Below are 24,815 nucleotides of genomic sequence, written 5' to 3' on the forward strand. Positions count from 1 at the left end.
CTCAAGGCTGCCTCGATCAGTTGTTCAGGGCTTGCACGCGTACCCGTGCGGTACCGCTGCGCAGCATGCGCAACTGCTCGGCAGCCCTGCGTGAAACGTCGATCAGGCGGCCACGGGTATGCGGGCCGCGATCAGTGATACGCACCACGACAGAACGGTTGTTGTCGAGGTTGGTCACCTTGACCTGCGTGCCGAAGGGCAGGCGCCGATGGGCAGCGGTCAAGGCGTTCTGGTTGAAAGGTTCACCGCTGGCGGTTTTCTTGCCATGGTGCTTGGCGCCGTAATAGGACGCGGTGCCGGTTTCGTCGTAGCCGTTGGGGTCGATGAGGCCGCTGGCGCAACCGGCCAGCAGGGAGGACAGGGCCAGGAGGCCGAGTAGACGCTTCATTTCAAGATGTCCCCGTTGGATCGTTCCCACGCTCTGCGTGGGAATGCTGCTGGTGACGCTACGCGTCACAAAAGCGGACGCGGAGCGTCCCGTGAGGCGTTCCCACGCAGAGCGTGGGAACGATCATGGATCAGCCTTCGAGCTTGCTTTTGAGCAGTTCGTTCACCTGTTGCGGGTTGGCTTTGCCCTTGGAGGCTTTCATCGCCTGGCCGACAAAGAAGCCGAACATCTTGCCGCGCTTGGCTTCGTCCGCGGCGCGGTATTGCTCGACCTGTTCGGCATTGGCCGCGAGCATTTCATCGAGCACGGCCGAGATCGCGCCGCTGTCGGTGACTTGTTTGAGGCCACGCTTATCGATGATCTCGTCGGCATTGCCTTCACCGGCGGCCATCGCTTCGAACACGGTCTTGGCAATTTTACCGGAGATTGTGTTGTCCTTGATGCGCAGCAGCATGCCACCCAGTTGTTCGGCGGTGACCGGCGCGTCGTCGATTTCCAGGCCCTGTTTGTTCAACAGGCTGCCCAGCTCGACCATCACCCAGTTGGCCGCCAGCTTGGCGTCGCCGGCAATGCTCACGACTTTTTCGAAGTAGTTGGCTTGTTCACGGCTGGAGGCCAATACGCTGGCATCGTAGACCGACAGGCCGAACTGCTCCTGGAAGCGCTCGCGTTTTTGCTGCGGCAGTTCCGGCAGGGTGGCGCGGATGTCATTCAGGAACGAATCCTCCAGCACCACCGGCAACAGGTCCGGGTCGGGGAAGTAACGGTAGTCGTTGGCTTCCTCTTTGCTGCGCATGGCGCGGGTTTCGTCTTTGTTCGGGTCGTACAGGCGCGTTTGCTGGATCACCTTGCCGCCGTCTTCGATCAGCTCGATCTGGCGACGTACTTCGCTGTTGATCGCTTTCTCGATGAAGCGGAACGAGTTGACGTTCTTGATCTCGCAGCGGGTGCCGAACTCGACCTGGCCCTTGGGGCGGATCGACACGTTGCAATCGCAACGCAGCGAGCCTTCGGCCATGTTGCCGTCGCAGATGCCCAGGTAGCGCACCAGCGCGTGGATGGTCTTGACGTAGGCCACGGCTTCCTTGGCGCTGCGCATGTCCGGCTCGGACACGATCTCCAGCAGCGGCGTGCCGGCACGGTTCAGGTCGATACCGGTGGCGCCCGGGAATTCTTCGTGCAGGCTTTTGCCGGCGTCTTCCTCCAGGTGTGCACGGGTGACGCCGACGCGCTTGATGGTGCCGTCTTCCAGTGGAATGTCCAGGTGGCCCTTGCCGACAATCGGCAGTTCCATCTGGCTGATCTGGTAGCCCTTGGGCAGGTCCGGGTAGAAGTAGTTCTTGCGCGCAAACACGTTGTGCTGGCCGATTTCGGCGTCAATCGCCAGGCCGAACATCACCGCCATGCGCACCGCTTCCTGGTTCAGCACCGGCAGCACGCCGGGCATGCCCAGGTCTACCAGGCTGGCCTGGGTATTGGGCTCGGAGCCGAACGTAGTGGCGCTACCGGAGAAAATCTTCGATTGGGTGGCGAGCTGGGTATGAATCTCCAGCCCGATCACAACTTCCCATTGCATAGTGTTCTCCTCAGAAGCCGGTAGGGGTGCGGGTGTGCCAGTCGGTGTTCAACTGGTACTGGTGCGCCACATTGAGCAGGCGGCCTTCCTGGAAATACGGGGCGAGCAGTTGCACGCCCACCGGCAGGCCATCGACGAAACCTGCGGGCATGGACAAGCCCGGCAAGCCCGCGAGGTTGGCGGTGATGGTGTAGAGGTCTTCCAGGTACTCGGCGATCGGGTCGCCGGTCTTGGCGCCGATCTTCCACGCGAGGTTCGGCGCGGTCGGGCCGAGGATCACATCGACTTCTTCAAAGGCGGCCATGAAGTCGTTCTTGATCAGGCGACGGATTTTTTGCGCCTTGAGGTAGTACGCGTCGTAGTAGCCGGCCGACAGGGCGTAGGCCCCGACCATGATCCGGCGCTGCACTTCACTGCCGAAGCCTTCGCCACGGGAGCGCTTGTACAGGTCGGTGAGGTCTTTGGGGTTTTCGCAGCGATAGCCGAAGCGCACGCCGTCGAAACGCGACAGGTTGGAAGACGCCTCTGCTGGCGCGATCACGTAGTAGGCGGGAATCGCGTGCTGGTTGTTCGGCAGGCTGATTTCCTTGATCACGGCGCCAAGCTTCTCCAGCTCTTTGATGCTGTTTTGCACCAGATCGGCGATACGCGGGTCGAGGCCGGCGCTGAAATACTCTTTTGGCACACCAATGCGCAGGCCCTTGATCGATGTATTCAGGCCGGCGCTGTAGTCCGGCACGGGCTCGTCGATGCTGGTGGAGTCCTGTTTATCGAAGCCTGCCATGCCTTGTAACAATATTGCGCAGTCTTCAGCGGTGCGTGCCAACGGGCCGCCCTGATCCAGGCTGGACGCATAGGCAATCATGCCCCAGCGAGACACACGACCGTAGGTCGGCTTCAGGCCGGTGAGGTTGGTGAAGGCGGCTGGCTGGCGGATCGAACCGCCGGTATCGGTGGCGGTAGCGGCGGGCAGGAAGCGCGCGGCCACGGCCGCAGCCGAACCACCGGAGGAGCCACCCGGTACGTGTTCCAGGTTCCACGGGTTTTTCACCGCGCCGTAGTAGCTCGACTCGTTGGCCGACCCCATGGCGAATTCGTCCATGTTGGTCTTGCCCAGGGTCACGGCCCCGGCAGCGGCCAGCTTGGCGACCACAGTGGCGTCGTAGGGCGCCTTGAAGTTGTCGAGCATCTTCGAGCCGCAGCTGGTGCGAATGCCCTGGGTGCAGAACAGGTCCTTGTGGGCGATCGGTGCGCCGAGCAGCGCGCCGTTCTCACCGTTGGCGCGACGGGCGTCGGCGGCCTTGGCCTGGCTCAGGGCCAGCTCTTCGGTGAGGCTGATGAAGCTGTTGACCTTGGGATCGAGCGCGGCAATACGCGCAAGCAAAGCCTGGGTCAGCTCTTCGGAAGAAAACGATTTGTCGGCGAGACCGCGGGCGATCTCGGCCAGAGTCATGTGATGCATGAAAGGCTCTTTCCCTTTAGTCGATGACTTTCGGAACCAGGTACAGGCCGTTTTCGACCGCTGGCGCGATGGACTGGTAGGCCTCGCGATTATTGCGTTCGGTCACGACGTCTGCGCGCAGGCGCTGGCTGGCTTCCAGTGGGTGAGCCAGGGGCTCGATGCCGTCGGTATTCACGGCCTGCATTTGGTCGACCAGCCCGAGAATGCTGTTCAGGGCTGCGGTGGTCTGTGGAAGATCGGCATCATTAAGGCCAAGCGAGGCCAAATGTGCGATTTTTTCCACGTCGGAGCGTTCAAGCGCCATGGGATTCTCCAGTGGAAAACAGAACGGAGGGCGTCCGTGTGTTAGATTGTCGGAACACTACCGCATTTCTACGGTCATAAGGCCGCGATTGTGGGGGTTGGTGCACAGAAAGTCGGCCAATTTAGCACATTGGCGCCTTGCCCAAAATCCCTGTCGTTGTTAGAGTTTGCCGCACTTTTTTACCCACGCGTTGCCTAGGGTCCTTTCTCCATGTTCAAGAAACTGCGTGGCATGTTTTCCAGCGATCTCTCCATTGACCTGGGCACTGCCAACACCCTTATTTACGTGCGCGAGCGCGGTATCGTTCTGAATGAGCCATCGGTTGTGGCCATTCGGACCCATGGTAATCAGAAAAGTGTCGTTGCCGTTGGCACCGAGGCCAAGCGCATGCTCGGCCGTACACCAGGCAATATTGCTGCCATTCGTCCGATGAAGGATGGCGTGATCGCCGATTTCAGCGTCTGCGAAAAGATGCTGCAGTACTTCATCAACAAAGTTCACGAAAACAGCTTCCTGCAGCCCAGCCCTCGCGTGCTGATCTGCGTTCCGTGCAAGTCCACCCAGGTGGAGCGTCGCGCCATCCGTGAATCGGCCCTTGGCGCCGGTGCCCGTGAAGTATTCCTGATCGAAGAGCCAATGGCGGCTGCGATCGGTGCCGGCCTGCCGGTGGAAGAAGCGCGCGGTTCGATGGTGGTGGATATCGGTGGTGGTACTACCGAAATCGCCCTGATTTCCCTGAACGGTGTGGTGTATGCCGAATCCGTGCGCGTGGGCGGCGACCGCTTCGACGAAGCGATCATCACTTATGTGCGTCGTAACTACGGCAGCCTGATCGGCGAATCCACCGCCGAGCGCATCAAGCAGGAAATCGGCACCGCTTACCCAGGCGGTGAAGTGCGCGAAGTCGATGTGCGCGGTCGCAACCTGGCCGAAGGCGTTCCACGTGCCTTCACCCTGAACTCCAATGAAGTGCTGGAGGCTCTGCAAGAGTCCCTGGCCACCATCGTTCAGGCGGTGAAAAGTGCCCTGGAACAATCGCCGCCGGAGCTGGCTTCCGATATTGCCGAGCGTGGCCTGGTACTGACCGGTGGTGGCGCCTTGCTGCGCGACCTCGACAAGTTGCTGGCCCAGGAAACCGGCCTGCCAGTGATCGTCGCCGAAGACCCGCTGACCTGCGTTGCCCGTGGCGGTGGTCGTGCGCTGGAAATGATGGATAAACACACCATGGACCTGCTCTCCAGCGAATAAGATTGCCTGGATGGTTCATGCTTCGTCGGCAGGCAGCACTTTGCAGTGCTGCCTGTTGGCGTTTATCTTCTTCAATCTGCATCCAGGCCGGTTTGATGCCGTATGAATAAAGAGAACATTTGCCTGGGAGGAGCGGCTTATTAAACCGCTTTTCGCCAAAGGCCCCTCATTGGGTGTGCGCTTATTGGTGCTGACCGTGCTTTCGGTCGCGCTGATGGTGGTCGATGCCCGCTTTGCACTGCTCAAGCCGGTGCGCAGCCAGATGTCGCTGGTGTTGATGCAGACCTACTGGATCACCGACCTGCCGCAACGTCTCTTCCAGGGCGTGTCCAGCCAATTTGGCAGCCGCACCGAACTGGTCGCCGAGAACGAAAAACTCAAGACTGAAAACCTGCTGTTGCAGGGGCGCATGCAAAAGCTGGCGGCCCTCACCGAGCAGAACGTTCGGCTGCGCGAGTTGCTCAATTCTTCCGCGCTGGTCAACGAAAAGGTCGAAGTGGCCGAGCTGATCGGCATGGACCCCAACCCCTTTACCCACCGCATCATCATCAACAAGGGTGAGCGCGACGGTGTGGTGCTTGGCCAGCCGGTGCTCGATGCCCGTGGCCTGATGGGCCAGGTGGTGGAGTTGATGCCCTACACCTCGCGGGTACTATTGCTGACGGATACGACCCACAGCATTCCGGTGCAGGTCAACCGTAACGGCTTGCGCGCAATCGCCAGCGGCACCGGTAACCCGGAACGCCTGGAGCTGCGCCATGTGGCGGATACCGCTGACATCAAGGAAGGCGACCTGTTGGTCAGCTCTGGCCTGGGCCAGCGCTTCCCGGCGGGTTATCCGGTGGCGACGGTCAAAGAGGTGATCCACGATTCCGGCCAGCCGTTCGCTATCGTTCGGGCGGTACCGACTGCCGCGCTGAACCGCAGCCGTTACCTGCTGCTGGTGTTCAGCGACAACCGCACCCCGGAAGAGCGCGCTAACGACGCTGCCCAGGCCCAGGAAGCGGAGGACCAGCAGAATGGCACCGCGCCTATCGTGCCGGCCACGGTGCCAAAACCTGCTTTTGTTGGCCCACCTGCACCCGCCCCAGCCACGTCACCTGCACCGGCAGCTGCAGCACCTGTGGCAACGCCGGCCAAACCTGCCGCGCATAACGCGCGCCCGGCTAAACCGACCGCCGCTCCGGCCACCACACCGCAGAGGGGGGACTAATGGCGGGTACTCATTCACGCAATGGCTGGATCGTCTGGCTGACCTTCGCCATCGGCTTGCTGCTCAGCGTCTCGCCGCTGCCGCAGTTCATGGAAATCCTTCGCCCGCTCTGGCTGGCCTTGTTGCTGGCGTTCTGGTCATTGAACCTGCCGCACAAGGTGGGCATGGTCACGGCCATGTGCCTGGGGTTGGCCGAAGATGTGCTGTATGGCACCTTGCTAGGCCAGAACGCGTTGATCCTGACCCTGATTACCTTTCTGGTGCTGTCGCTGCAGCAGCGCTTGCGCATGTTCCCGATGTGGCAGCAGTGCCTGGTGATCCTGGTGATCTTCGGCCTGGCGCAGTTGGTGCAGCTATGGCTCAGCGCGTTGACCGGCAACCGCCAGCCGACCCTGGCCTTGGTTCTGCCGGCGCTGGTCAGCGCCTTGTTATGGCCCTGGATCAGTTTTGGCCTGCGTGGGCTGCGTCGTCGCTATAAAATCAATTGAATGGATTGCGAGGCTCTGCCTGGTTATCGAACCCCACAGGGAGAGTCTGCAATGAATTCGCTTTATCTGGCCTCGGGCTCCCCGCGGCGACGTGAACTGCTGGCCCAGATCGGTGTGCCCTTCACCCTGGTCAGCGCCGCTATTGATGAAACTCCCCTGAACGACGAACCTGCCGTTGCCTATGTCGAGCGCCTTGCGCGGGGCAAGGCGACGGCAGGTTTTGTCGCGCTTGGCCACACCTCGGGCACCTGCGTACTGGGGGCCGACACGGCGGTGATTGTCGATGGGCGGATCCTGGGCAAGCCGGTGGACCAGGCTGATGCACTGGCCATGCTGATGGCCCTTTCCGGCCGCGAGCATGAAGTGCTCACCGCCATTGCCCTGACCGACGGCCAGCAATGTGAAACCCGATGTGTCAGCAGCCGTGTACGTTTCCGCGAGGTTTCTGTGCGGGAGGCTACCACCTACTGGCACAGTGGCGAACCGCAGGACAAGGCCGGCGGCTATGCTATCCAAGGGCTGGGCTCGGTGTTTGTGGCCGGGCTGAATGGCAGTTATTCCGCCGTGGTGGGCCTGCCAGTCTGCGAAACCGCGCAACTGCTCGCCCAATTCGGCATACCCTGTTGGCAAAACCTTACCGTGTGCTGAACGCCGTATTCCAGCGCCAAGCCTTAAGCGAACGGTCACTATTGTGAAAACGCCTGAACGAGACCCAGCCATGAGTGAAGAGATTCTGATCAATATCACGCCGATGGAATCGCGCGTGGCGGTGGTAGAGAACGGTGTTCTGCAAGAAGTGCATGTCGAGCGCACCCAGAAGCGCGGGATCGTCGGCAATATCTACAAAGGCAAGGTGGTGCGCGTATTGCCGGGCATGCAGGCGGCCTTCGTCGACATCGGCCTGGACCGTGCAGCGTTTATCCATGCCTCGGAAATTTCCTTGCGCGAGGGCCCTGCGGTGGAAAGCATCAGCGCTCTGGTGCACGAGGGCCAGAGCCTGGTGGTGCAAGTCACCAAGGACCCCATCGGTTCCAAGGGCGCCCGCTTGACCACCCAGCTGTCGATTCCCTCGCGCTACCTGGTGTACATGCCGCGCACCGCCCATGTGGGCATTTCCTTGAAGATCGAAGATGAAGCCGAGCGCGAGCGTCTGAAGAAGGTGGTCAGCGACTGCGTCGCCGCCGAGGGCATCAAGGAAGCGGGCGGGTTTATCCTGCGCACCGCCGCAGAAGGCGCGGGCGCTGACGAGATCCTCATGGATATTCGCTACCTGCGGCGCTTGTGGGACCAAATCGACGCGCAGATCAAGACCATTGGCGCGCCCAGCGTCATTTATGAAGACCTTGGCCTGGCGTTGCGCACGTTGCGCGATCTGGTCAGCCCGAAGATCGAGAAAATTCGCATCGATTCGCGGGAAACCTTCCAGCGCACCACGCAATTTGTTGCTGAGTTGATGCCAGAAATCGCCGATCGCCTGGAACACTACCCCGGCGAGCGGCCGATATTCGACCTGTATGGCGTCGAAGACGAAATCCAGAAAGCCCTGGAGCGCAAGGTGCCACTCAAGTCCGGCGGCTACCTGGTGGTGGACCCGGCAGAAGCCATGACCACCATCGACGTCAACACCGGTGCCTTCGTGGGCCATCGCAACCTTGAAGAGACGATCTTCAAGACCAACCTCGAAGCGGCCACGGCCATCGCTCGTCAACTGCGCCTGCGTAACTTGGGCGGCATCATCATCATCGACTTCATCGACATGGAAGATGAAGAGCACCAGCGCCAGGTGCTGCGTACGCTTGAAAAACAACTGGAGCGCGATCACGCCAAGACCAACATCATCGGCATCACCGAGTTGGGCCTGGTGCAGATGACCCGCAAGCGCACGCGTGAAAGCCTGGAACAGGTACTGTGCGAGCCGTGCAGCAGTTGCCAAGGGCGCGGCAAACTGAAGACCCCGGAAACGGTTTGCTACGAGATTTTCCGCGAGATCCTGCGGGAGGCACGCGCCTATCAGGCGGAAGGTTATAGAGTGCTTGCCAATCAGAAGGTGGTGGATCGCCTGCTAGACGAAGAGTCCGGTAACGTCGCCGAACTGGAAAGTTTTATCGGTCGCACCATTCGCTTCCAGGTCGAAACCATGTATTCCCAGGAACAATACGACGTGGTGTTGCTCTGATCCCCAACTGTGCACTTTCTTCGAGACCGGCAGACCTTGATCTGCCGTCCGCTAACTGTTTTTTGAGGGTCGCCTGACATGGAGCGTCTGATACGCTTTTTTGCCGCTTTGACCCGTTGGAGTCTGGGCCTGTGTGCGTTGTTGCTGGTATTGGCGGCGGTGTACGTGAGCCTGGGGCGCGAACTTACCCCGCTGGTGGCCGAATACCGCGCCGAAGTCGAGGCCAAGGCCCAGGCTGCGCTGGATACGCCGCTGCATATCGGCAGCCTTGAAGGCCGCTGGAGCGGGTTTGCCCCGGTATTGCTGGCCCATGACGTCATGGTGGGCGAGGGCAGCAGTGCCTTGCGCCTGGACCAGGTGGAAGTGGTGCCGGATATGTGGGCCAGCCTGTTGGCCCGCGAAGTGCGTATCGCCCATCTGCAAGTCAGTGGCTTGCAACTGAGTGTCAAGGAAGACCAGGACGGCCGCTGGACCCTGCAAGGCTTGCCGGTGCAGGACGACCAGCCGTTGGACCCGCAACAACTGCTGACGCGCATGCAAATGGTCAAGCGCGTGTCGGTGCTGGACAGCCAGGTGACCCTGCAACCCTTCGACCAGGCACCAGTGACCGTGACCTATGTGGGCCTGAGCCTGCATACCGGCATGAGCCAGCAGCGTCTGGACGCTCGCCTGACATTGCCCGATGGCCAACCGTTGGCGGTCAGCCTGCGTAGCCGCATTCGTGCCAGCCAGTGGCAAGACGCTGAGGTCGATGCCTACCTGAGCCTGCCGCAGAGCGACTGGGCCAAGTGGATTCCCGCCAAACTGACCCAGCAATGGAAGCTGACGCAATTGAAGGCTGGCGGCGAGTTTTGGCTCAGTTGGGCCAAAGGTACGGTGCAAAGCGCTGCCGTGCGCCTCAATTCGCCCCAAGTGAAGGGCAGCTATGCCGACCGTAAGCCGGTACACCTCGAAAACCTGGCCCTGACCGCCTACCTGCAGCGCAGTGACACTGGCCTCAAGGTGCTGTTTGATTCCCTGGCGATGAACATTGGCGAAACCCGCTGGGAGTCGCGCCTGCAATTGCAGCAAAGCCTGGCGACCGACAAGGAACAGGAAGTGTGGAAATTGCAGGCCGACCGCCTCGACCTGACCCCCATTACCCCGTTGCTCAACGCCTTGGCGCCGCTGCCGGACGGTTTCGCCAAGGCCGTCGAACACCTCAAAGCCACTGGCCTGTTACGCAATGTGCTGGTGGACTTCCGACCGCAAGACACCACCGATCGCAAACTCAGTTTTGCCGCCAACCTGGAGCGTGTCGGCTTCGATGCCTACTTTGGCGCGCCGGCCGCACGCAATGTGTCCGGCAGCATCAGTGGCGACCTGGGCCAAGGTGAGTTGCGCATGGACAGCAAGGACTTTTCCTTGCATCTGTATCCGATCTTCGCCAAGCCGTGGCAGTACATCCAGGCCAATGCGCGCCTGACCTGGAAGTTGGACAAGCAAGGCTTCACCCTGATCGCCCCGTATATCAAGGTCCTGGGCGAGGAAGGCAAGGTGGCGGCGGACTTCCTGATTCGTCTGCATTTCGACCACAGCCAGGAAGACTACATGGACCTGCGGGTCGGCATGGTCGATGGCGATGGCCGTTTCACCCCCAAGTATCTACCCGCCGTGTTGAGCCCGGCGCTGGATGAATGGCTGCGCACGGCGATCCTCAAGGGCGCGGTGGACGAAGGCTTCTTCCAGTACCAGGGCTCGCTCAGCCACAATGCGCTGCCCGCATCGCGCAATATCAGCCTGTTCTTCAAGGTGCATGATGCCGAACTCGCCTTCCAGCCGGGCTGGCCTCATGTGAACAAGGTCAATGGCGAAGTGTTTGTCGAGGAGAGCGGCGTACGCATTCTGGCGAGCAAGGGCCAGTTGCTCGACACCCAGGTCAAGGATGTCTACGTCAATATCCCCCACGCCCCAGCGGGCGGGGACAGTCATCTGCTGCTCACGGGCGGGTTCTCCGGCGGTTTGGGCGACGGCCTGAAGATCCTTCAAGAAGCCCCTATCGGCACGGCGTCTACGTTCGCCGGCTGGAAAGGCGAGGGCGACCTGCAAGGTAGCCTGGACCTGGACGTACCGCTGGCCAAAGGCACTGAGCCCAAGATCGTGGTGGACTTCAAGACCGACAAGGCGCGCCTGCAATTGGCCGAGCCGCCGCTGGACCTGACCCAGCTCAAGGGTGATTTTCGCTTCGACAGCGCCAAGGGCCTGAGCGGGCAGAAGATCTCGGCCCAGGCGTTCGACCGCCCCATCACGGCGCAGATCTTTGCCGAAGGCAAACCGGGCAATATCAGCACGCGGGTGACTGCCAATGGCCAAGTCACCGTCAAGCGCCTTACGGACTGGTTGAAAATCAGCCAGCCGTTGCCGGTCTCCGGCGATATTCCGTACCAGTTGCAAGTGATCCTGGACGGCGCGGACAGCCAGTTGATGGTCAACTCCAACCTCAAGGGTGTCGCGGTGGACCTGCCGGCACCGTTCGGCATGCCCGCCAGCCAGGGGCGTGACAGCACCTTTCGCATGACCTTGCAGGGTGCTGAGCGCCGTTACTGGTTTGATTACGGCGAGTTGGCGAATTTCACTTTTGCCGCGCCGCCGGACAAGTTCAATGATGGCCGCGGCGAACTGTTCCTCGGCGACGGTGATGCCATGTTGCCCGGTGCCAAGGGCCTGCGCATTCGTGGCGTGCTGTCGGAACTGGATATCGATCCCTGGAAGAAACTTGTGGATCGCTACGCGGGCAATGATCCAGGTGGCAATGCCAAGCAGCTGCTCAGCGGTGCGGACTTCAAGGTGGGCAAACTGACCGGGTTTGGTACCCAGTTTGATCAGGTCAGCTTGCAGCTCGATCGCAAACCAGCGGCCTGGGGCTTGCAACTCGATAGCCAGCAAGCCAAGGGCGCGGTGAACCTGCCGGACGCCAAAGGCGCGCCGATTGCGGTCAACCTCAAGTATGTGAAATTGCCTGCGCCAGACCCGACCGCGCAGGCGGACGAAAACGCGCCGGACCCGCTGGCCGATATCGACCCAAAAAGCATTCCGGCGCTGGATATTGCCGTCGACCAGCTTTTCCAGGGCTCGGACCTGATCGGGGCCTGGTCGCTGAGGATCCGCCCCACCGCCAAAGGGCTGGCCTTCAATAACCTCGACCTTGGCCTCAAGGGCATGCTGCTCAAGGGCGCCGGGGGTTGGGAAGGTGCGCCAGGCGCCAGCAGCAGTTGGTACAAGGGCCGCCTTGATGGCCGCAACATTGCCGACGTGCTCAAGGGCTGGGGTTTTGCGCCTACGGTGACCAGCGAAGACTTTCATCTGGACGTGGATGGCCGCTGGCCGGGGTCGCCGGCCTGGGTCGGGCCCAAGCGGTTTTCCGGCAGCCTGGATGCCGCGTTCCGTAAAGGTCAGTTCGTCGAAGTGGAGGGCGGGGCCCAGGCGTTGCGAGTGTTTGGCCTGCTTAACTTCAACTCCATTGGCCGGCGTTTGCGTTTGGACTTTTCCGACTTGTTCGGCAAGGGCTTGAGCTACGACCGGGTCAAAGGCTTGTTGGCCGCCAGTAATGGCGTGTTCGTGACCCGCGAGCCCATCACCATGACCGGGCCTTCCACCAACTTGGAGCTTAACGGCACCCTGGATCTGGTGGCCGATCGCGTCGACGCCAAATTGCTGGTCACCTTGCCTGTGACCAACAACCTGCCGATTGCGGCACTGATTGTCGGTGCGCCGGCCATTGGTGGTGCGTTGTTTTTGATCGACAAGCTGATCGGTGACCGGGTTTCGCGCTTCGCCAGTGTGCAATACAAGGTGCAAGGCCCCTGGAAGGATCCAAAAATCACCTTCGACAAGCCATTTGAAAAGCCAAACTGAGAGCCTGTGGAGTAGCATGGCCCCATGCCCTGTATGGAGTGTCGGCCCATGTCCTTTGCGGTAATTCAAATGGTCAGCCAGAGTGACGTGCTGGCCAACCTCGCCCAGGCGCGTCGCCTGCTGGAGCAGGCGGCGGCCGATGGTGCGAAACTCGCGGTGCTGCCAGAGAATTTCGCCGCCATTGGCCGCCGCGACCTGGCCGACATAGGCCGTGCCGAGGCGTTGGGCCAAGGGCCTGTGCTGCCCTGGTTGAAACAGGCCGCCCGCGACCTCACCTTATGGATAGTGGCCGGCACATTGCCGCTGCCGCCCAAGGACCAGCCCCACGCCAAACCCAATGCTTGCTCGCTGCTGATCAATGATCAGGGTGAAATCGTCGCTCGCTACGACAAACTCCATCTGTTTGATGTGGACGTGGCGGATGCTCGCGGTCGTTATCGCGAATCTGACGACTATGCTTTCGGTAACCATGTGGTGGTGGCGGATACGCCGGTGGGCCGTGTGGGGTTGACGGTGTGTTACGACCTGCGTTTCCCCGAGCTGTACAGCGAGTTACGTGCGGCGGGGGCTGAACTGATTACCGCGCCCTCGGCCTTCACGGCGGTGACCGGGGCTGCACACTGGGATGTGCTGATTCGCGCACGTGCCATCGAAACCCAGTGCTACCTGCTGGCAGCCGCCCAAGGCGGTGTGCACCCAGGCCCACGGGAAACGTTTGGCCATGCGGCGATTGTCGACCCTTGGGGCCGAGTGCTGGCGCAACAGGATGAAGGCGAAGCGGTGTTAATGGCCGAACGCGATAGCAGTGAACAGGCGTCGATACGGGCGCGCATGCCGGTGGCCAATCACCGGCGCTTTTTCTCGCAGGGCGCGCAGCGGCCTGCTTCAGAACGATGAATTTAAGGCCAAACCTATGAGCGAGTTGTTGTCCTCAGTCAGTGATCACCTCCTGGCACCCGGTGGCGTGACCATCGAAAGCCTGCAAACCGTACTTGGCGATCTGGCCGGGCCGGGTATCGATGCGGCTGACCTGTATTTCCAGGGGCAGATTTCCGAGTCCTGGGCGTTGGAAGATGGGATCGTCAAGGAAGGCAGTTTCAACCTTGACCAGGGCGTAGGCGTTCGCGCGCAATCGGGTGAGAAGACCGGATTTGCCTACAGCAATGCGATCACCCTAGAGGCCCTGGGCCTGGCGGCGCGTGCCGCCCGTTCGATCTCCCGTGCCGGGCAGAATGGCACGGTGCAGGCGTTCAGTACCCAGGACGTGGCGCAGTTGTATGCGCCGGATAACCCCTTGGAAGTGATCAGTCGTGCGGAAAAGGTAGAGCTGCTCAAGCGTATCGACGCTGCTACCCGTGCCTTGGACCCGCGTATCCAGCAAGTGACCGTGAGCATGGCTGGCGTGTGGGAGCGCATCCTCGTGGCGTCAACCGACGGTGGGCTGGCGGCGGATGTACGGCCGCTGGTGCGTTTCAATGTGAGTGTGATCGTCGAACAGAACGGGCGCCGCGAGCGCGGCGGACATGGCGGCGGTGGGCGCACCGACTACCGTTATTTCCTTGCTGACGACCGTGCCATGGGCTATGCCCGTGAGGCGCTGCGCCAGGCATTGGTCAACCTGGAAGCGATTCCCGCGCCGGCCGGCACCTTGCCGGTGGTGCTGGGTTCGGGTTGGTCTGGCGTGTTGCTCCACGAAGCCGTGGGCCATGGCCTGGAGGGCGATTTCAACCGCAAGGGCAGTTCCGCCTACAGCGGGCGCATGGGCGAAATGGTTGCGTCCAAGCTGTGCACCATTGTCGATGACGGCACCCTGGCCGGCCGCCGTGGTTCGCTGAGCGTCGATGACGAAGGCACGCCGACCGAATGCACCACCCTGATCGAGAACGGCGTGCTCAAGGGCTATATGCAAGACAAGCTCAACGCCCGCCTGATGGGCGTGGCGCGCACCGGTAACGGCCGTCGTGAGTCCTATGCGCATCTACCGATGCCGCGCATGACCAACACCTACATGCTCGGTGGCCAAAGCGATCCGGCAGAAATCATTGCCTCGGTAAAACGCGGTATCTACTGCGCCAACCTCGGCGGCGGCCAGGTGGATATCACCAGCGGCAAGTTCGTGTTCTCCACCAGCGAGGCGTACCTGATCGAAGACGGCAAGATTACCGCGCCGGTCAAAGGGGCGACGCTGATTGGTAACGGGCCGGAAGCCATGAGCAAGGTGTCGATGGTCGGTAACGACCTGTCGCTGGACAGCGGCGTGGGCACGTGCGGCAAGGATGGGCAGTCGGTGCCGGTAGGTGTCGGCCAGCCAACTTTGAAAATTGATGCGATTACCGTGGGTGGCACGGGATCGTAGGAGCCGGAGCTTCGGGTGGCGAAGACCGCCACCCGGGGAAGAGGATCAGCGCAGACCGCGTTGAGTCTCGTCCAGCTCACGGATGTACTTGAAGATTTTACGGCTGGTGGCCGGCGCCTTGTTATGCGCCAGCTCGTGCTGGGCCTGACGGATCAGGGAGCGCAATTGCTGGCGGTCCGCGTCCGGGTAGTCCAGTACGAATTTCTCCAGCACCGCGTCATCGCCCGAGATCAGGCGGTCACGCCAACGTTCCAGGTTGTGGAAGCGTTCGTTGTACTGGCGAGTGGAGGCATCGGTTTGATCGAGCAAAGTCAGAATGGCGTCAATGTCTTGGTCGCGCATCAGTTTGCCGATAAACGAGATGTGCCGTTTACGCGCGATATTCGCGGTGTGCTTGGGCGCATCGGCCAGGGCCCGACGCATTTCGTCGGTCAGTGGCAGTTTGGCAACCAAATCCTTTTTGAGCGTTGTAAGGCGCTCGCCAAGGTCAACCAGAGCATGCAGCTCACGTTTGACCTGGGTTTTGCTTTTCTCCCCATCGAGGGAGTCGTCGTAAGAATCAACCATGGTGGCAGTCCGCAAAGAAACGCCGCCATGATAACCAGTCGGGGGCCGCTTGTCCGGCCCGGTCGCTCGATGGCCATTACCGAAAGCAGAATTTGAGTGGAGAAAACCATGAGTGCAGCCCAAAGCGTCGGTCCACAAGCGTTACCGGCACTGCAGGAACAAGTCGAGCAGATCCTTGCCGAAGCCAAGCGCCAGGGGGCCAGCGCCTGTGAAGTGGCGGTGTCGCTGGAGCAAGGGTTGTCGACTTCGGTGCGCCAGCGGGAAGTGGAAACGGTTGAATTCAATCGCGACCAAGGGTTTGGCATTACCTTGTATGCGGGCCAGCGCAAAGGCTCGGCCAGCACTTCCGCCAGTGGCCCTGAGGCGATTCGCGAGACCGTCGCCGCAGCACTGGCGATTGCCAAGCACACCTCCGAGGATGAAAGCTCGGGCCTGGCCGACAAGGCGTTGATGGCCAAGGATGTGCAGGATTTTGACCTGTTCCACGCCTGGGATATCACGCCTGAGCAAGCCATCGAGCTGGCGCTGACCTGCGAAGCGGCAGCGTTCGATGCCGATGCCCGCATCAAGAATGCGGACGGCACCACCTTGAGCACCCATCAGGGTTGCCGCGTCTACGGCAACAGCCATGGCTTTATCGGTGGTTATGCCTCCACGCGTCACAGCCTCAGTTGCGTGATGATTGCCGAAGCCAATGGGCAGATGCAGCGTGATTACTGGTACGACGTAAACCGCCAAGGCGATTTACTGGCAGACCCTGCAAGCATTGGCCAGCGTGCGGCGCAACGGGCCGCGAGCCGCCTGGGCGCGCGCCCGGTGCCGACCTGCGAAGTGCCTGTGCTGTTTTCCGCAGAGCTGGCCGGTGGTTTATTCGGCAGCTTCCTGGGCGCGATTTCCGGTGGCAACCTGTATCGCAAGTCTTCGTTCCTGGAAGGCGCCATCGGTCAGAAACTGTTCCCTGAGTGGCTGACCATTGACGAGCGCCCGCATCTGATGCGCGCGATGGGCAGTTCGTCGTTCGACGGCGATGGCCTGGCGACCTATGCCAAGCCGTTTGTCGAGAAGGGTGAGCTGGTGTCCTATGTGCTGGGCACTTATGCCGGTCGCAAGCTGGGCCTGCCAAGCACCGCTAACGCGGGCGGTGTGCATAACCTGTTCGTGACCCACGGTGATGAAGACCAGGCGGCGTTGTTGCGGCGGATGGGGCGCGGGTTGCTGGTGACTGAATTGATGGGCCATGGCCTGAACATGGTCACCGGTGACTACTCGCGGGGTGCGGCGGGCTTCTGGGTGGAGAATGGCGAGATTCAGTTCGCCGTCCAGGAAGTGACCATCGCCGGCAATATGCGCGATATGTTCAAGCAGATCGTTGCCGTGGGTAACGACCTGGAACTGCGCAGCAATATTCGCACGGGTTCGGTGCTTATCGAACGCATGACGGTCGCTGGCAGCTAATTCCTCCCGCACGTCCTGAAAGGCGCGCCATCGCAAAGATGGCGCGCCTTTTTTATTGCCTTGTCACGACAGGATTAATGGGCTGCTCTTGTTTTGATTCTCAATATCATTTAATAATAAATATCATTACCGAATGAGTGTGGCTCATGAGTTCTGTCCTGCATGAGGATCCCTATCTGGAAAGCTGGCGTTGGATGAGCCGCCAGATTCGCTGTGGCCTCGATCCCAATGAACCCCGCCTGATTGAGCACTACCTGAACGAAGGTCGGTATCTGGCGTGTTGCACCGCAACCCATCCGTGGACGATCGCTGAAACCTCATTTCGTTTGTTGATCGACACCGCCGCTGATGTCGCATTGCCCTGGCATTGGCGCTCCCTGTGCCTGGACCAGGCCTGGCGGCCACTGCGCGACCTGGAAAAACTCTCCCACTGTGCCTGCCGCCTCAAGCGCTGGCAGACCTTTGCCTGGCAATTGGCGAGCTGCGAATTACTGCCTTCGATTTCCGTTTCTGACTTGGTGCAAGGATCTAATGATGAGTGACACCCGTATCGAACGCGACAGCATGGGCGAACTGCATGTGCCGCAAGAAGCTTTGTATGGCGCACAAACACAGCGTGCGGTGAACAACTTTCCCATCAGTCATCAACCCATGCCGGCGCAATTCATCCGCGCCCTGATCCTGGCCAAGACAGCCGCGGCCAAGGTCAACGTCGAGCTCAAGCAAATCAGCGAAGGGCAGGGCAAGGCCATTGTCGATGCCGCCCAAGGCTTGCTGGAAGGCGACTACATGCAGCACTTCCCGGTGGATATCTTCCAGACCGGCTCCGGCACCAGTTCCAACATGAACGCCAACGAAGTGATCGCGACCCTTGCCAGCCGTTTGCTGGGCGAGGCGGTCAACCCCAACGATCATGTGAATTGCGGCCAGAGCAGCAACGACATCATCCCAACCACCATCCACGTCAGTGCCGCGTTGGTGCTGCACGAGCAAACGTTGCCGGCCCTGCTGCATCTGGTGCAAGTCATCGAGCAAAAAGCCGAGGCGGTTCACCCGTTCATCAAGACCGGCCGCACGCATTTGATGGACGCCATGCCGGTGCGCATGAGCCAGGTGCTGAACGGCTGGGCGCAGCAGCTCAAGGCCAATATCGGTCACTTGCAGGACCTGCTACCGGCGCTGCAAGCATTGGCTCAGGGCGGCACGGCGGTCGGTACCGGGGTCAACGCACACCCCGAGTTTGCCAGGCGCTTCAGCCAGCAACTGAGCCTTTTGACCGGGGTGAAATTCACGCCCGGCAAGAACCTGTTCGCGCTGATTGGCTCCCAGGACACCGCCGTTGCAGTCTCTGGCCAGTTGAAAGCCACGGCGGTGTCGCTGATGAAGATCGCCAATGACCTGCGCTGGATGAACTCCGGGCCATTGGCCGGCCTGGGTGAAATCGAACTGGAGGCGCTGCAGCCAGGCTCTTCGATCATGCCGGGCAAGGTCAACCCGGTCATTCCGGAAGCGACCGCCATGGTAGCCGCCCAGGTTATCGGCAATGACACAGTGATCACGGTGGCCGGCCAATCGGGTAACTTCGAGCTGAATGTGATGCTGCCGATCATTGCCCAAAACCTGCTCAGCAGCCTGGAATTGCTGGCCAATGCCAGCCGGTTGCTGGCGGACAAGGCCATTGCCAGCTTCAAGGTCAATGAGCCCAAGCTCAAGGAAGCGCTGTCGCGCAATCCGATTCTGGTCACCGCACTTAACCCGATCATCGGCTACCAGAAAGCCGCTGAAATCGCCAAGAAGGCGTATCAGCAAGGCCGCCCGGTGATCGATGTCGCCCTCGAACACACCGACCTGCCTCGCAGCCAACTGGAAGTCCTGCTGGACCCGGAAAAGCTCACCGCCGGTGGCGTGTAATCAACGACCCTGCTTTGGAGGCTCACCATGGAGCACTGGAAACGCACGATCGATCGGGCCAATCGCTGCTTTATGGCAGGCGAGTTGGTTGACGCTCGCGAGGCCTATCTGCAAGCCCTGGCCCTGGCCCAAGTGTTGTTCGAACGCTGGGCGGATGCCGACGAAGCAGTGGCGGCCTGTGTCATTTCCCATCACAACCTGGCGGACCTGCACTTGCGCCTGAACCAGCCTGAGGAAAGCGCCGAATACCTCTGCGCTATCCATCAGCGCCTCTTGCAGACCATGCAGGACCCACGCCTCAGCCCGCCATTGCGCGAGGCCGCGTTGCGCCAGAGCAGCAAGACCTACGTCGAACTGCTGAATTTCATCAGCGATCACGGCGAATACCCACGCACTCATCGGCTGCTGGGCGGTGCTGCGACGCCAACGTCCACGTCCCACTTTGGAGCACATTGATATGACCTATACCTTGCCGTCCTTGCCTTACGCCTACGACGCCCTCGAGCCGCATATCGACGCGCAAACCATGGAAATTCACTACACCAAACACCACCAGACCTACATCAATAACCTCAATGCCGCGGTCGAGGGCACTGAGTTCGCCGGCTGGCCCGTGGAGAAGCTGGTGTCCAGCGTCGAAACATTGCCGGAGAAATTACGCGCTGCCGTGGTCAACCAAGGAGGCGGGCATGCGAACCACTCGTTGTTCTGGGCGGTCATGTCACCGACAGGGGGCGGCAAACCCGAGGGCGCGCTGGGCAAGGCTATCGACGAGCAATTGGGTGGTTTCGACAGCTTCAAGGAGGCGTTCACCAAGGCGGCCTTGACGCGATTCGGCAGCGGTTGGGCCTGGCTGAGCGTTACGCCACAAAAAACGCTGGTGGTGGAAAGCAGCGGCAACCAGGACAGCCCGCTGATGAGCGGCAATACGCCGGTGCTGGGCCTGGACGTCTGGGAGCACGCTTACTACCTGCAATATCAAAACCGACGACCGGAGTACATCAATGCATTCTATAGCGTCATCAACTGGCCGGAGGTTGCCGCGCGCTATCAGGCCGCTTTGGCCTGACATTCACTCCATAACAAGATCTAAGGCCGACTATGGGCACTCAAACACTGGCGATCGGTAGCGTGCGAATGTTTCGTTATGCGTTTGGCACGCTGCTGCTATTGGCAGGTACTGCGTTATTGGTGGCCCATGGGCTGGCCTGGTTGAACCTGGAACCGCGCATACTGCGTGCTTTGCAGGGGGGGGCGATTTGCGCGCTTGGCACGGCGCTGGGCGCGGTGCCGGTGTTGGTGATTCGGCGCATGCCGATGGCGCTTAGCGACACCCTGCTGGGCTTTGGTGCTGGTGTGATGCTGGCGGCGACTGCGTTTTCTCTGGTGGTGCCGGGTATCGCCGCCGCCGAAAGCCTGGGACTTTCACCTTGGGGCGCCAGTGGCTTGATCAGCTTCGGCATCATGCTCGGGGCGTTCGGCCTGTACCTCGTAGACCGCAAGGTTTCTGGCGCCAGCCCGGAAATGCTGGTGGGTACACCGGATAAACCGGTTATCCCGCCGCGTATTTGGTTGTTTGTGTTTGCCATCATTGCGCACAACATTCCGGAAGGCATGGCTGTGGGGGTTTCTGCGGGCGGAGGCATGGCGGATGCCGACAGCCTCGCCATGGGCATTGCCCTGCAGGATGTGCCTGAAGGGCTGGTGATTGCGCTGGTATTGGCTGGGGCGGGAATGTCGCGGATCAAAGCCTTTTTGATTGGCGCTGCATCAGGCTTGGTTGAGCCGGTATTTGCGGTGCTCTGTGCATGGCTGGTGAGCCTTGCCGAAGTGTTGTTGCCGCTGGGTTTGGCGTTGGCCGCCGGGGCAATGTTGCTGGTCGTGACTCATGAAGTCATCCCCGAGTCGCGCCGCAATGGCCATGAAAAGCTTGCCAGCCTTGGGCTGTGCCTCGGGTTTTGCGTGATGATGGTGATGGATACGGCGTTGGGCTGAGGGTGGTTCCATGTGGGAGCGAGCTTGCTCGCGAAAAACCTGAGAACACTGCGTTAAACCAGGATGCCCGCGTTATCGTTGACGTTTCGCCAGCAAGCTCGCTCCTACATAAGGGGGTTATTCGCCTTCGTCGAAGTAGTTGTTGATCAACTCGACCAGTGCGGCCATTGCTTCGTCTTCTTGCTCGCCCTCGGTGCTCAGATGAATTTTTGTGCCTTTGCCGGCCGCCAACATCATCATCGCCATGATGCTTTTGCCATCTACCATGGACTCTGGCGTACGCCCAGCACGGATCTGGCAGGGGAACTGGCCGGCCACGCCGACGAATTTAGCCGACGCCCGTGCGTGCAGGCCCAGCTTGTTGATGATTTCAATTTCCAGAGCAGGCATCGCGCAGGTGTTCCTTTCAACTCAGGTCGCGGTGGCGAACCTGGACGTTCTTGAGGGTTTGTTGCAGCACCTGGCCCAGGCGCTCAGTCAGATAGACCGAGCGGTGGTGGCCGCCAGTGCAGCCAATGGCAATGGTGACATAGGCTCGATTGCTGGCGGCAAAGCGCGGCAACCATTTGAGCAGGTAGCTGGAGATATCCAGGAACATCTCTTCTACGTCCGGTTGTGCGGCCAGGTAGTCGATCACGGGCTGATCCAGCCCGGACTGGTCGCGTAACTCCGGTTTCCAGTAAGGGTTGGGCAGGCAGCGCACATCGAACACAAGGTCGGCATCTACCGGCATGCCCCGCTTGAAGCCAAACGACTCGACCAGAAACGCTGTGCCCGGCTCAGGCTGGTTCAGCAGGCGCAGCTTGATCGCGTCGCGCAACTGATACAGGTTCAGGTTGGTGGTGTTGATCTTCAGGTCGGCCAGGTCAATGATCGGCCCGAGCAGCTTGGTCTCGTCCTCGATGGCTTCGGCCAGGGAACGGTTGGCGCTGCTGAGGGGGTGGCGTCGACGGGTTTCGGAGAAACGCTTGAGCAGGGTCTCTTCGTCGGCATCCAGGTACAGCACATCGCAATGAATGTGCTTGGCACGCACTTCTTCCAACAGTTCCGGGAAGCGCGAGAGGTGGCTGGGCAGGTTGCGCGCATCAATCGAGACCGCAACGAGCGGCTGCGCCAATTCGGTATGGATCAGTGCACGCTCCGCCAGCTCTGGCAGCAGGCCGGCAGGCAGGTTGTCGATGCAATAGAAGCCGTTGTCCTCAAGCACATTGAGGGCGGTGCTCTTACCGGAGCCGGAGCGACCGCTGACGATGATCAAACGCATGATTACTGCCCGTTTTGTTCATCCAGGACAACTTGGTACAACGCTTCATTGCTGGAAGCGCTGCGCAGTTTGTCGCGTACATCCTTGCGGTCTAGCATGCTGGCGATCTGCCGTAGCAGTTCCAGGTGCGCATCGGTGGCGGCTTCCGGGACCAGCAGCACAAACAGCAGGTCGACCGGGGCGCCGTCGATGGCGTCGAAATCAATCGGAGCGTCCAGGTGCATCAGCGCGCTCACGGGTTTATCACAACCTTTGAGGCGGCAGTGGGGGATCGCGATGCCGTTGCCAAAACCGGTGGAGCCGAGTTTTTCACGGGCAATCAGAGCTTCGAAGACATCTTGCATCTCCAGATCCGGAATTTCCCGGGCGATCAGGTTGGCAATTTGTTCGAGGGCGCGCTTTTTACTGCCGCCCGGCACGTTCACGAGGGAACGGCCGGGGGTCAGGATGTTTTCAAGTCGGATCATGGGGGGAGAGTTAACGACCTGTACCTTGCATCAGGTGCAGATTCTTTTCCTTATGCTTTATGAGTTGGCGGTCGAGCTTGTCGTAGAGGGAGTCAATGGCCGCGTACATATCTTCATGTTCCGCATTGGCGACGAGCTTGGCATTCGGTACGTGCAGGGTGGCCTCGATTTTCTGCTTGAGCTTATCGACCTCCATGATGACCTGCACGTTGGTGATCTTGTCAAAATGCCCCGCAAGCTTGTTCAGTTTGCTCTCGGTGTATTCACGCAGGGGCTTGGTGACTTCCAGCTGGTGTCCACTGATGTTGACTTGCATACAGCTTCTCCTTCGTTGCCAGTGCATAAAGCGGTGGGCAGGAATACCCACCACTGGAACGCTGTGGCCCGCCCGTCACATCAACCGCTTACGCTCGCTGGAAGGCGCGATCCCTAGGGACTCGCGGTACTTGGCGACGGTTCGACGGGCGACCTGAATGCCTTGTGCCTCCAGTAAACCAGCGATCTTGCTGTCACTCAACGGCTTTTTCTGATTTTCAGCGGCAACCAGTTTTTTGATGATCGCACGGATCGCCGTGGACGAGCATTCACCGCCTTCAGAGGTGCTGACGTGGCTGGAGAAAAAGTATTTCAGCTCATAAATACCCCGTGGGGTATGCATGAATTTCTGCGTGGTAACCCGGGAAATCGTCGATTCATGCATGCCGACGGCTTCGGCGATGTCGTGCAGCACGAGAGGCTTCATGGCCTCGTCGCCGTACTCCAGGAAACCGCGCTGGTGTTCGACGATCTGGGTTGCGACTTTCATCAGGGTTTCGTTGCGGCTTTGCAGGCTCTTGATGAACCACCGCGCTTCCTGCAACTGGTTGCGCATGAAGGTGTTATCGGCGCTGGTGTCGGCGCGGCGCACAAAACCTGCGTATTGCGGGTTGACCCGCAGGCGCGGTACTGACTCCTGGTTCAGCTCCACCAGCCAGCGTTCGTTGTCCTTGCGCACAATGACGTCGGGCACCACATATTCGGCTTCGCTGGACTCGATCTGCGAGCCTGGACGCGGGTTGAGGCTTTGCACCAGTTCGATGACCTGGCGCAAGTCATCTTCCTTGAGCTTCATACGGCGCATCAGTTGGCTGTAGTCGCGACTGCCCAGCAGGTCGATGTAGTCACTGACCAAGCGTTGCGCTTCCGTGAGCCATGGCGTCTTGGCCGGTAATTGGCGCAGTTGCAGTAACAGGCACTCGCTGAGTGTGCGTGCGCCGATGCCTGCGGGCTCGAATTGCTGGATGCGGTGCAGGACGGCTTCGATTTCGTCCAGTTCGATATCCAGTTCCGGGTCGAAGGCCTCGAGGATCTCGTCGAGGGTTTCGTCCAGGTAACCCTGATTATTGATGCAATCGATCAGGGTTACCGCGATCAGGCGATCGGTATCGGACATCGGCGCCAGGTTCAGTTGCCACAGCAAGTGGCTCTGAAGGCTCTCGCCCGCCGACGTGCGGGTAGTGAAATCCCACTCGTCATCATCGCTGCTTGGCAGGCTGCTGGCGCTGGTCTGGTAGACGTCTTCCCAGGCGGTGTCCACGGGAAGCTCGTTGGGAATGCGTTCGTTCCAGTCGCCTTCCTCCAGGTTGTCCACCGTCGGGGCGGTTTCCTGATAGGAGGGTTCCTGCACGTCGGAATTGGGTTTTTGCTCGATGTTATCGGCCAGAGGATCTGCGTTATCGAAGTCGTCGCCTTCTTCCTGGCGTTCGAGCATCGGATTGGACTCCAGGGCCTCCTGGATCTCCTGTTGCAGGTCCAGGGTCGACAATTGGAGCAGGCGGATGGCCTGTTGCAGCTGCGGTGTCATCGTCAGCTGCTGGCCCATTCTCAGGACTAGCGATGGTTTCATGGCAGGGGCTTAACACCTTATTCGCCGGCGCAATGCGCCATCCACGACAGGGCGCGTGAGCGCCAAACATAAGCAAATTATATGCCTGATCTCGGGGCCTTTGCCTAGAGCGCGGTAACAATAAAAAAACCGAGGTTTCCATTGACTCCCGCACGCTCCAGGTAAG

Annotated in this window: 24 protein-coding genes; 14 read left to right on the forward strand and 10 right to left on the reverse strand. The window is 60.4% G+C overall.

Features of this window, described 5'->3' with window-relative positions; genetic code table 11:
- Positions 1 to 16: 16 nt before the first annotated feature.
- From GIW79_RS02110 to gatC, 4 genes are all read right to left on the reverse strand, one after another.
- Positions 17 to 388, reverse strand: coding sequence for a septal ring lytic transglycosylase RlpA family protein (locus GIW79_RS02110; RefSeq protein WP_060764722.1), 372 nt, complete (start codon positions 386 to 388; stop codon positions 17 to 19).
- A gap of 130 nt (positions 389 to 518) precedes the next feature.
- Positions 519 to 1,964 (reverse strand): Asp-tRNA(Asn)/Glu-tRNA(Gln) amidotransferase subunit GatB, encoded by a 1,446-nt coding sequence (gene gatB / locus GIW79_RS02115; protein WP_060764721.1) that lies wholly within the window; start codon positions 1,962 to 1,964, stop codon positions 519 to 521.
- 10 nt (positions 1,965 to 1,974) lie between these two features.
- The gene (gatA, locus tag GIW79_RS02120) at positions 1,975 to 3,426 is read right to left on the reverse strand and encodes an Asp-tRNA(Asn)/Glu-tRNA(Gln) amidotransferase subunit GatA (protein ID WP_205548448.1); all 1,452 of its coding nucleotides are present in this window, start codon (positions 3,424 to 3,426) and stop codon (positions 1,975 to 1,977) included.
- Positions 3,427 to 3,442: 16 nt separating this feature from the next.
- Entirely contained in the window at positions 3,443 to 3,730 is a 288-nt protein-coding gene (gene gatC, locus GIW79_RS02125; protein ID WP_003188556.1) for an Asp-tRNA(Asn)/Glu-tRNA(Gln) amidotransferase subunit GatC, read from the reverse strand.
- A gap of 210 nt (positions 3,731 to 3,940) precedes the next feature.
- Between gatC and mreB the strand changes: the two genes are divergently transcribed.
- The 8 genes from mreB (at position 3,941) to tldD (ending at position 15,105) form a co-directional block, all read left to right on the forward strand.
- Complete coding sequence (gene mreB, locus GIW79_RS02130) at positions 3,941 to 4,978, forward strand: rod shape-determining protein MreB (RefSeq protein WP_002555108.1); 1,038 nt, start codon at positions 3,941 to 3,943, stop codon at positions 4,976 to 4,978.
- Positions 4,979 to 5,117: 139 nt separating this feature from the next.
- Positions 5,118 to 6,191 carry a rod shape-determining protein MreC gene (gene mreC / locus GIW79_RS02135; RefSeq protein WP_072447076.1) on the forward strand — a complete coding sequence of 358 codons (1,074 nt, stop codon included), beginning with the start codon at positions 5,118 to 5,120 and terminating at the stop codon, positions 6,189 to 6,191.
- The gene (gene mreD, locus GIW79_RS02140) at positions 6,191 to 6,679 is read left to right on the forward strand and encodes a rod shape-determining protein MreD (RefSeq protein WP_003188558.1); all 489 of its coding nucleotides are present in this window, start codon (positions 6,191 to 6,193) and stop codon (positions 6,677 to 6,679) included. Before mreC ends, mreD begins: the two co-directional genes overlap by 1 nt.
- A 51-nt stretch (positions 6,680 to 6,730) precedes the next feature.
- A complete protein-coding gene (locus tag GIW79_RS02145; RefSeq protein ID WP_054897022.1) occupies positions 6,731 to 7,327 on the forward strand; it encodes a Maf family protein in 597 nt (198 codons plus the stop codon).
- Between the two features lie 70 nt (positions 7,328 to 7,397).
- Positions 7,398 to 8,855 (forward strand): ribonuclease G, encoded by a 1,458-nt coding sequence (gene rng, locus GIW79_RS02150; protein WP_003188562.1) that lies wholly within the window; start codon positions 7,398 to 7,400, stop codon positions 8,853 to 8,855.
- Between the two features lie 78 nt (positions 8,856 to 8,933).
- A complete protein-coding gene (locus GIW79_RS02155) occupies positions 8,934 to 12,749 on the forward strand; it encodes a YhdP family protein (protein ID WP_054897021.1) in 3,816 nt (1,271 codons plus the stop codon).
- Between the two features lie 48 nt (positions 12,750 to 12,797).
- A complete protein-coding gene (locus GIW79_RS02160) occupies positions 12,798 to 13,646 on the forward strand; it encodes a carbon-nitrogen hydrolase family protein (protein WP_236452304.1) in 849 nt (282 codons plus the stop codon).
- A 16-nt stretch (positions 13,647 to 13,662) separates the two neighbouring features.
- On the forward strand, positions 13,663 to 15,105 hold the full coding sequence (gene tldD, locus GIW79_RS02165) for a metalloprotease TldD (RefSeq protein ID WP_003188566.1): 1,443 nt from the start codon (positions 13,663 to 13,665) through the stop codon (positions 15,103 to 15,105).
- A gap of 45 nt (positions 15,106 to 15,150) precedes the next feature.
- Here the strand turns inward: tldD and yjgA are convergent, their stop codons facing one another.
- Positions 15,151 to 15,672 carry a ribosome biogenesis factor YjgA gene (gene yjgA / locus GIW79_RS02170; protein WP_003188568.1) on the reverse strand — a complete coding sequence of 174 codons (522 nt, stop codon included), beginning with the start codon at positions 15,670 to 15,672 and terminating at the stop codon, positions 15,151 to 15,153.
- A gap of 108 nt (positions 15,673 to 15,780) precedes the next feature.
- Between yjgA and pmbA the strand changes: the two genes are divergently transcribed.
- The 6 genes from pmbA to GIW79_RS02200 all read left to right on the forward strand — a co-directional run bounded on the left by pmbA (position 15,781) and on the right by GIW79_RS02200 (position 21,033).
- Positions 15,781 to 17,127: a metalloprotease PmbA gene (pmbA, locus tag GIW79_RS02175; protein WP_034126305.1), complete on the forward strand. Its 1,347-nt coding sequence runs from the start codon at positions 15,781 to 15,783 to the stop codon at positions 17,125 to 17,127.
- A 146-nt stretch (positions 17,128 to 17,273) separates the two neighbouring features.
- The gene (locus tag GIW79_RS02180) at positions 17,274 to 17,669 is read left to right on the forward strand and encodes a hypothetical protein (protein ID WP_003188570.1); all 396 of its coding nucleotides are present in this window, start codon (positions 17,274 to 17,276) and stop codon (positions 17,667 to 17,669) included.
- On the forward strand, positions 17,662 to 19,038 hold the full coding sequence (locus GIW79_RS02185) for a class II fumarate hydratase (protein ID WP_054897019.1): 1,377 nt from the start codon (positions 17,662 to 17,664) through the stop codon (positions 19,036 to 19,038). Before GIW79_RS02180 ends, GIW79_RS02185 begins: the two co-directional genes overlap by 8 nt.
- Before the next feature lie 27 nt (positions 19,039 to 19,065).
- Positions 19,066 to 19,494, forward strand: coding sequence for a hypothetical protein (locus tag GIW79_RS02190; protein WP_054897018.1), 429 nt, complete (start codon positions 19,066 to 19,068; stop codon positions 19,492 to 19,494).
- 1 nt (position 19,495) lies between these two features.
- Entirely contained in the window at positions 19,496 to 20,107 is a 612-nt protein-coding gene (locus GIW79_RS02195) for a superoxide dismutase (RefSeq protein ID WP_054897017.1), read from the forward strand.
- 32 nt (positions 20,108 to 20,139) lie between these two features.
- Positions 20,140 to 21,033 (forward strand): ZIP family metal transporter, encoded by an 894-nt coding sequence (locus GIW79_RS02200; RefSeq protein WP_054897016.1) that lies wholly within the window; start codon positions 20,140 to 20,142, stop codon positions 21,031 to 21,033.
- Between the two features lie 117 nt (positions 21,034 to 21,150).
- Here GIW79_RS02200 and GIW79_RS02205 read toward each other — a convergent pair whose 3' ends face one another.
- The 5 genes from GIW79_RS02205 to GIW79_RS02225 all read right to left on the reverse strand — a co-directional run bounded on the left by GIW79_RS02205 (position 21,151) and on the right by GIW79_RS02225 (position 24,649).
- Positions 21,151 to 21,423 carry an HPr family phosphocarrier protein gene (locus GIW79_RS02205; RefSeq protein WP_003188577.1) on the reverse strand — a complete coding sequence of 91 codons (273 nt, stop codon included), beginning with the start codon at positions 21,421 to 21,423 and terminating at the stop codon, positions 21,151 to 21,153.
- Positions 21,424 to 21,439: 16 nt separating this feature from the next.
- Positions 21,440 to 22,297: an RNase adapter RapZ gene (rapZ, locus tag GIW79_RS02210; RefSeq protein ID WP_034126310.1), complete on the reverse strand. Its 858-nt coding sequence runs from the start codon at positions 22,295 to 22,297 to the stop codon at positions 21,440 to 21,442.
- A 2-nt stretch (positions 22,298 to 22,299) separates the two neighbouring features.
- Positions 22,300 to 22,764, reverse strand: a complete 465-nt coding sequence (gene ptsN / locus GIW79_RS02215; protein ID WP_034126311.1) for a PTS IIA-like nitrogen regulatory protein PtsN — start codon at positions 22,762 to 22,764, stop codon at positions 22,300 to 22,302.
- Between the two features lie 10 nt (positions 22,765 to 22,774).
- The gene (gene hpf / locus GIW79_RS02220) at positions 22,775 to 23,080 is read right to left on the reverse strand and encodes a ribosome hibernation-promoting factor, HPF/YfiA family (protein WP_003171804.1); all 306 of its coding nucleotides are present in this window, start codon (positions 23,078 to 23,080) and stop codon (positions 22,775 to 22,777) included.
- A 75-nt stretch (positions 23,081 to 23,155) separates the two neighbouring features.
- Positions 23,156 to 24,649 carry an RNA polymerase factor sigma-54 gene (locus GIW79_RS02225; protein ID WP_034126312.1) on the reverse strand — a complete coding sequence of 498 codons (1,494 nt, stop codon included), beginning with the start codon at positions 24,647 to 24,649 and terminating at the stop codon, positions 23,156 to 23,158.
- Positions 24,650 to 24,815 lie beyond the last annotated feature (166 nt).

The organism is Pseudomonas sp. PA-7-1E, assembly GCF_021605325.1.
Classification (GTDB): domain Bacteria; phylum Pseudomonadota; class Gammaproteobacteria; order Pseudomonadales; family Pseudomonadaceae; genus Aquipseudomonas; species Aquipseudomonas fluorescens_BV.

What these genes read in the sequence shown, in the direction of transcription:
- rng (WP_003188562.1), top strand. Translation starts at nt 7,398, where the DNA reads ATGAGTGAAGAGATTCTGATCAATATCACGCCGATGGAATCGCGCGTG.
- GIW79_RS02225 (WP_034126312.1), bottom strand. Translation starts at nt 24,649, where the DNA reads ATGAAACCATCGCTAGTCCTGAGAATGGGCCAGCAGCTGACGATGACA.
- GIW79_RS02200 (WP_054897016.1), top strand. Translation starts at nt 20,140, where the DNA reads ATGGGCACTCAAACACTGGCGATCGGTAGCGTGCGAATGTTTCGTTAT.
- pmbA (WP_034126305.1), top strand. Translation starts at nt 15,781, where the DNA reads ATGAGTGCAGCCCAAAGCGTCGGTCCACAAGCGTTACCGGCACTGCAG.
- GIW79_RS02145 (WP_054897022.1), top strand. Translation starts at nt 6,731, where the DNA reads ATGAATTCGCTTTATCTGGCCTCGGGCTCCCCGCGGCGACGTGAACTG.
- yjgA (WP_003188568.1), bottom strand. Translation starts at nt 15,672, where the DNA reads ATGGTTGATTCTTACGACGACTCCCTCGATGGGGAGAAAAGCAAAACC.
- ptsN (WP_034126311.1), bottom strand. Translation starts at nt 22,764, where the DNA reads ATGATCCGACTTGAAAACATCCTGACCCCCGGCCGTTCCCTCGTGAAC.
- mreD (WP_003188558.1), top strand. Translation starts at nt 6,191, where the DNA reads ATGGCGGGTACTCATTCACGCAATGGCTGGATCGTCTGGCTGACCTTC.
- GIW79_RS02190 (WP_054897018.1), top strand. Translation starts at nt 19,066, where the DNA reads ATGGAGCACTGGAAACGCACGATCGATCGGGCCAATCGCTGCTTTATG.
- hpf (WP_003171804.1), bottom strand. Translation starts at nt 23,080, where the DNA reads ATGCAAGTCAACATCAGTGGACACCAGCTGGAAGTCACCAAGCCCCTG.
- GIW79_RS02180 (WP_003188570.1), top strand. Translation starts at nt 17,274, where the DNA reads ATGAGTTCTGTCCTGCATGAGGATCCCTATCTGGAAAGCTGGCGTTGG.
- tldD (WP_003188566.1), top strand. Translation starts at nt 13,663, where the DNA reads ATGAGCGAGTTGTTGTCCTCAGTCAGTGATCACCTCCTGGCACCCGGT.
- GIW79_RS02185 (WP_054897019.1), top strand. Translation starts at nt 17,662, where the DNA reads ATGAGTGACACCCGTATCGAACGCGACAGCATGGGCGAACTGCATGTG.
- gatC (WP_003188556.1), bottom strand. Translation starts at nt 3,730, where the DNA reads ATGGCGCTTGAACGCTCCGACGTGGAAAAAATCGCACATTTGGCCTCG.
- GIW79_RS02155 (WP_054897021.1), top strand. Translation starts at nt 8,934, where the DNA reads ATGGAGCGTCTGATACGCTTTTTTGCCGCTTTGACCCGTTGGAGTCTG.
- gatB (WP_060764721.1), bottom strand. Translation starts at nt 1,964, where the DNA reads ATGCAATGGGAAGTTGTGATCGGGCTGGAGATTCATACCCAGCTCGCC.
- gatA (WP_205548448.1), bottom strand. Translation starts at nt 3,426, where the DNA reads ATGCATCACATGACTCTGGCCGAGATCGCCCGCGGTCTCGCCGACAAA.
- GIW79_RS02160 (WP_236452304.1), top strand. Translation starts at nt 12,798, where the DNA reads ATGTCCTTTGCGGTAATTCAAATGGTCAGCCAGAGTGACGTGCTGGCC.
- mreB (WP_002555108.1), top strand. Translation starts at nt 3,941, where the DNA reads ATGTTCAAGAAACTGCGTGGCATGTTTTCCAGCGATCTCTCCATTGAC.
- GIW79_RS02205 (WP_003188577.1), bottom strand. Translation starts at nt 21,423, where the DNA reads ATGCCTGCTCTGGAAATTGAAATCATCAACAAGCTGGGCCTGCACGCA.
- rapZ (WP_034126310.1), bottom strand. Translation starts at nt 22,297, where the DNA reads ATGCGTTTGATCATCGTCAGCGGTCGCTCCGGCTCCGGTAAGAGCACC.
- GIW79_RS02195 (WP_054897017.1), top strand. Translation starts at nt 19,496, where the DNA reads ATGACCTATACCTTGCCGTCCTTGCCTTACGCCTACGACGCCCTCGAG.
- GIW79_RS02110 (WP_060764722.1), bottom strand. Translation starts at nt 388, where the DNA reads ATGAAGCGTCTACTCGGCCTCCTGGCCCTGTCCTCCCTGCTGGCCGGT.